Origin of the sequence: Herminiimonas sp., assembly GCF_030645555.1 — a bacterium.
In the GTDB taxonomy this organism is placed as follows: Bacteria; Pseudomonadota; Gammaproteobacteria; order Burkholderiales; family Burkholderiaceae_D; genus Oxalicibacterium.
The window spans coordinates 1-5,599 of record NZ_JAUSME010000165.1; the positions used below are offsets into that span (position 1 = coordinate 1).

The window sequence follows — 5,599 nt, forward strand, 5'->3', positions numbered from 1 at the left end:
GGCGGCGTGTCCTACCTCAATGCACTGGCGCAAAATACGCCGTCGGCTGCCAATATCCGCCGCTATGCAGAGATCGTGCGCGACCGCGGCGTGCTGCGCAAACTGATTACCGTCTCGGATGAAATCTCCGGCCAGGCTTTCAATCCGCAAGGCAAGGAAGTCAAGCAGATGCTGGATGAAGCCGAATCCAAGATCTTTGCGATTGCGGAAGAAGGTTCGCGCGGCGCCCAGGGCTTTCAGGAAATCCAGCCCTTGCTCACGCAAGTCGTCGAGCGTATCGACGAACTGTATAACCGCGACAGCGGCAGCGATATTACTGGTGTCCCGACCGGCTTTGCCGATCTGGACCGCATGACGTCGGGCTTGCAGCCTGGCGACTTGATCATCGTCGCCGGCCGTCCATCGATGGGTAAAACCGCCTTCTCGATCAATATCGGCGAAACGGTGGCGATAGAAAGCGGCCTGCCGGTCGCCGTGTTCTCGATGGAGATGGGCGGCACCCAGCTGGCCATGCGTATGCTGGGTTCGGTCGGACGACTCGATCAGCACCGCTTGCGTACCGGCAAGCTGGCGGACGAGGATTGGCCGCGCCTGACGCATGCGATTCAGAAAATGAATGATGCACAGTTGTACATCGATGAAACGCCGGCGCTGAACTCGATCGAGTTGCGCGCACGTTCGCGTCGCCTGTCGCGCCAGTGCGGCAAGCTCGGCCTGATCATCATCGATTACCTGCAACTGATGTCGGCCAACTCGTCCGGTGAAAATCGTGCGACCGAAATTTCAGAGATATCGCGCAGCCTGAAATCGCTGGCCAAGGAATTGAATTGCCCGGTGATTGCGCTTTCGCAGCTGAACCGTTCGCTGGAGCAGCGTCCGAACAAGCGTCCTGTGATGTCCGATCTGCGCGAATCCGGCGCGATCGAGCAGGATGCCGACGTGATCCTGTTCATCTATCGCGACGAAGTCTACAACCCGGATTCGCCGGATAAGGGCACCGCTGAAATCATCATCGGCAAGCAGCGTAACGGCCCTATCGGCAGCGTGCGTCTGACCTTCCTCGGACAATATACGAAATTCGAAAACTATACCGGCTCGGCCGCCTTGTACCAGGGTGACTGATGTGGCGAGGGCCGACATTTTTCCCGGGATTTGTGCTTGTGCAGGCAACGCATCCTGTTTCAATATTCTAATAAAACACAAAGTGAGTGACCATGTTTGGACGACTGCTGCCTAAGGAAGGCAAATTTTTTGATCTTTTCAACGAGCATGCCGAGTTTTGCGTCAAGGGCGCAAAAGAGATGGTTGCGTTGATGACCAATTTCGATGACCTGGAAATCCGTGTCCACGCAATTGAAGGCATAGAAAAGCAGGCCGACAAGGTCACGCATGCAACGCTGGATGCACTGCATAAAACCTTCATCACGCCGCTCGACCGCGACGATATCCATCAGCTGATTACGCGCATGGATGACATCCTCGATCTGCTCGAGGATGCGGCGCAAACGATCTCGCTGTACGACATCAAGGCGATCACGCCGGAAGCCAAGCGCCTGGCCGAGTTGTGCCTGGCCTGTACCGAAAAAGTCAAGGCAGCGGTAGCTCTCCTGCACAACATGGATAACTCGCGTGAAATCCTGGCTATCTGCCAGGAAATCGACCGCCTGGAATCGGATGCCGATCACGTGATGCGCGCTGCAATGTCCAAGCTGTTCCGCGAAGAACCGGACGTGCGCAACCTGATCAAGCTGAAAGCGATTTACGAAATTCTGGAAACGGTCACCGATCGTTGCGAAGACGTCGCCAATATCATCGAAGGCATCATCGTCGAGAACGCTTGATTCCCTGGATGTAATGTCGCCTGACCTTGCGCAAGGTCGGGTCTTGCAAGTTCCGCAGCTGCAGACCTGCTGGTCTGCGCTGCATGCAGATAGAACAGAAATAAATTATCCATGCAAAATCTTCAAATGAGCTTTTATGTTCTCGCCTTTCTGATCATATTGGCTTTGGTATTCGATTTCATGAACGGCTTTCATGACGCGGCGAACGCGATTGCGACCGTGGTCTCGACCGGCGTATTGAAACCGCAAACGGCCGTGATGATGGCCGCTGCCTTCAACTTCATTGCGATCGGCGTGTTCCATCTGAAGGTCGCATCGATGATAGGCAAGGGCACGATAGATCCTATCGTCATTGATCATTACGTGGTATTTGGCGCATTGGTAGGGGCGATACTCTGGAACGTGCTGACCTGGTATTTCGGCATGCCGTCGTCATCGTCTCATGCCCTGATTGGCGGGCTGGTAGGCGCTGCGGTTGCCAAGGCCGGTACCGATGCCTTGATTTCATCCGGCCTGATCAAGATCATTGCCTTTATCGTGCTGTCGCCATTGCTGGGGTTTTTCTTCGGGGCGTTGATGATGATCCTGGTGTCATGGCTGTTCGTGCGCTCGACGCCGCGCAATGTCGATCGCTGGTTCCGGCGCATGCAACTGTTTTCGGCGGCGATGTACAGCCTGGGTCACGGCGGCAATGATGCGCAAAAGACGATGGGTATCATCTGGATGCTGTTGATCGCCGCTGGCGTATCGACCGCCGCCGATCCGCTGCCATGGTGGGTCATCATCAGCTGCTATAGCGCGATCAGCCTGGGCACCCTGTTCGGTGGCTGGCGCATCGTCAAGACGATGGGCCAAAAGATCACGAAGCTGAAACCGGTAGGCGGTTTTTGCGCAGAAACCGGTGGCGCGATCACGCTGTTCCTGGCGACCGCGATCGGCGTGCCGGTATCGACCACGCATACGATTACCGGCGCAATTGTCGGTGTCGGCGCCTCAAGGAAAATGTCGGCAGTACGCTGGGGAGTCGCCGGCAATATCGTCTGGGCATGGGTATTCACGATACCGGCATCGGCCTTTGTGGCGGCGATAGCCTGGTGGGTAGGGACGATGATCCTGTAAGCGATGCGCGCATGAAAAAAGCCTGCCGATTGAAATAATCGGCAGGCTTTTTTGTATCCGGCGTCGTTGCGCGCGGTTGCCTTTTACAGCACTTCGCTCGCGTGATCGGCCAGGCGCGAGCGTTCGCCGCGTGCCAGCGTCACGTGGCCGCCGTGTTCCCAACCCTTGAAGCGATCGACGACATAGGTCAGGCCGCTGGAACCTTCGGTCAGGTAAGGCGTATCGATTTGCGCAATGTTCCCCAGGCAGACGATCTTGGTGCCCGGACCGGCACGGGTGACCAGGGTTTTCATCTGCTTGGGCGTCAGGTTCTGCGCTTCATCGATGATCAGGAACTTGTTGACGAAGGTGCGGCCGCGCATGAAGTTGAGCGACTTGATCTTGATGCGTGAACGGATCAGGTCCTGCGTTGCGGCACGACCCCATTCGCCGGCGTCGTTATCCGACTTGTTCAACACTTCAAGGTTGTCGTCGAAGGCGCCCATCCACGGCGACATTTTCTCTTCTTCGGTGCCAGGCAGGAAGCCGATATCTTCGCCTACCGGCACAGTGACGCGGGTGACGATGATTTCGCTATAGAGCTTGGTTTCCAGTACCTGCGCCAGGCCGGCGGCCAGTGCCAGCAGGGTTTTGCCGGTGCCTGCCTGACCAAGCAGTGTGACGAAATCACATTCCGGGTCCATCAGCAGGTTCAGTGCAAAATTCTGCTCACGGTTGCGCGCGGTGACGCCCCATACGCTGTTTTTGCTGTGTGCATAGTCGCGTAAGGTCTGGATGACGGCAGTCTTGCCATTGATCTGGCGCACCAGGCCGTAGAACGATGCCTCGCCATTCTTCGGCTCCATGTAGACAAACTGGTTGACCAGCATGGCCGGCACCACCGGACCGCTCAGGCGATAGAAGGTATAGCCGGTACCGTGCTTGTTTTCCTGCCACGACTCCATGCCTTTCGCATGCTTGACCCAGAAGTCGTCCGGCAATTGCATGATGCCGGAGTAGAGCAGGTCGGTATCTTCCAGCACGTGGTCGTTGAAATACTCTTCCGCCGGCAAGCCCATCGCACGCGCCTTGATGCGCATATTGATGTCTTTCGACACCAGCACGATAGGGCGCCCCGGATATTGCGACTCCAGTGCGCGAACCACACCCAGAATCTGATTGTCGGCCTTGCCCATGGGCAGGCCTTCCGGCAGTGTGACGTTCTGCAATTTGGTCTGGAAGAATAAACGACCCTTGGCATCCTTGTTGCCGAGCTTCGACAAGGGTATGCCTTCATCGATCGCATTTTCTTCTATGCCGCTGACCAGCGCATCGAGCGAGCGTGATACCTGGCGTGCGCTGCGTGCGACTTCCGACATCCCTTTCTTGTGATCGTCCAGCTCTTCCAGCGTCATCATCGGCAGATAGACGTCGTGTTCTTCAAAACGGAACAGCGATGTCGGATCGTGCATCAGTACGTTGGTATCAAGCACAAACAATTTCTTGATGCCGGATTTGTCGACCGGGCGACGGACGCCGGCTTTGGGCGCTGCCGCCACGGTTTGTGCAGCAGCTGCGCGCAGCTTTTCGGCTGGAATCTTGTCAGCGATCTTGGCGCGGACGACGGCAGGGGCAGGCTCTGCTTTGCGTGCTACCGGTTCTATCAATGTCAGTGACTTGACTATCTTGTCCTTATCCGCCTTCGGATAGTCTTGCGTTGACAGCAATGCAGCAGGCTTGGTCGGTAATTTAGGCAGTGGCATCAGGACCTCGATCTAGGAAGTTTGAAAACATGAAAACGGGTACAAACGGTGACAAAGGTATGAAAAAAAGATAGAGGGATGGATTTAACGACGGGTACAGCGTAGGAAAAATGAAGAAGATGCAAATCGAAAAGTAAAAAAGCCGTTTGGGCGGGCTCGTGGCCACATCCGCAAACGGCTTCCTTGAAGAAAAATTCTTTTGAATTCAATGTGTTCTGCAAACCTAGGCAAGAGCCTTCACAAACTCCAGTACTTCATCGATGTGTCCAGGCACTTTCACTCCACGCCATTCTTTCACCAATTTGCCTGATTCGTCAATGATAAATGTAGAGCGTTCTATGCCGCGCACTTTCTTGCCATACATATTCTTCATCTTCATCACATCAAACATTGCGCACAGCGTTTCTTCCGGGTCCGACAGCAGTTCGAATGGCAGCCCCAGTTTTTCCTTGAAGCCCTCATGCGAACGGATGCTGTCGCGGCTGACGCCAAAGATTGCCGTATTGGTTTGCTGAAACTGCGGATACAGTTCGCGGAATTGAATCGCTTCTGTCGTGCAGCCTGGCGTATTGTCTTTTGGATAGAAATACAGGACGATCTTTTTACCTTTGTAATCAGATAGTTGGAATGCCTGATCGCCAGTCATGGCGGCGGAAAAATCCGGTACGGTTTTGTTCAGTACGGAAGGGCGTTCTGCGACAGCAAGGTCTTGATCCATTTATTATCTCTCTTTGCCGATAGTGTCCGCGCTATGAGCACAGCGCACGATTGATGATCGTTTCGTTGTCATTCAGGCATGCGCATGAAGATGAACAATGCGGCCAGTTTTGCAAATGGGGACGAGTTTTCATCCTTCAAGCGATGAAATTGAAAACCTGGTTTTATATTTCAAAACTT

At 54.8% G+C, this 5,599-nt stretch carries 5 protein-coding genes; 3 read left to right on the top strand and 2 right to left on the bottom strand.

Annotated elements, in window-relative coordinates; translation table 11 throughout:
- From dnaB to Q7T06_RS06605, 3 genes are all read left to right on the top strand, one after another.
- Window positions 1-1,122, top strand: a 1,122-nt coding sequence (dnaB, locus tag Q7T06_RS06595; protein WP_304782231.1) for a replicative DNA helicase, incomplete at its 5' end; no start/stop codon positions are given.
- A gap of 92 nt (window positions 1,123-1,214) precedes the next feature.
- Window positions 1,215-1,841, top strand: coding sequence for a DUF47 domain-containing protein (locus Q7T06_RS06600; protein ID WP_304782235.1), 627 nt, complete (start codon window positions 1,215-1,217; stop codon window positions 1,839-1,841).
- Between the two features lie 111 nt (window positions 1,842-1,952).
- Window positions 1,953-2,960, top strand: a complete 1,008-nt coding sequence (locus Q7T06_RS06605; protein ID WP_304782238.1) for an inorganic phosphate transporter — start codon at window positions 1,953-1,955, stop codon at window positions 2,958-2,960.
- An 83-nt stretch (window positions 2,961-3,043) separates the two neighbouring features.
- Here Q7T06_RS06605 and Q7T06_RS06610 read toward each other — a convergent pair whose 3' ends face one another.
- The gene (locus Q7T06_RS06610) at window positions 3,044-4,702 is read right to left on the bottom strand and encodes a PhoH family protein (RefSeq protein WP_304782240.1); all 1,659 of its coding nucleotides are present in this window, start codon (window positions 4,700-4,702) and stop codon (window positions 3,044-3,046) included.
- Window positions 4,703-4,925: 223 nt separating this feature from the next.
- Window positions 4,926-5,420 carry a peroxiredoxin gene (locus Q7T06_RS06615; RefSeq protein ID WP_304782243.1) on the bottom strand — a complete coding sequence of 165 codons (495 nt, stop codon included), beginning with the start codon at window positions 5,418-5,420 and terminating at the stop codon, window positions 4,926-4,928.
- Window positions 5,421-5,599: the final 179 nt, after the last annotated feature.

Bases quoted from the DNA above. Each gene is read 5' to 3' on its own strand.
- Q7T06_RS06605 (WP_304782238.1), top strand. From the start codon at position 1,953: ATGCAAAATCTTCAAATGAGCTTTTATGTTCTCGCCTTTCTGATCATA.
- Q7T06_RS06600 (WP_304782235.1), top strand. From the start codon at position 1,215: ATGTTTGGACGACTGCTGCCTAAGGAAGGCAAATTTTTTGATCTTTTC.
- Q7T06_RS06615 (WP_304782243.1), bottom strand. From the start codon at position 5,420: ATGGATCAAGACCTTGCTGTCGCAGAACGCCCTTCCGTACTGAACAAA.
- Q7T06_RS06610 (WP_304782240.1), bottom strand. From the start codon at position 4,702: ATGCCACTGCCTAAATTACCGACCAAGCCTGCTGCATTGCTGTCAACG.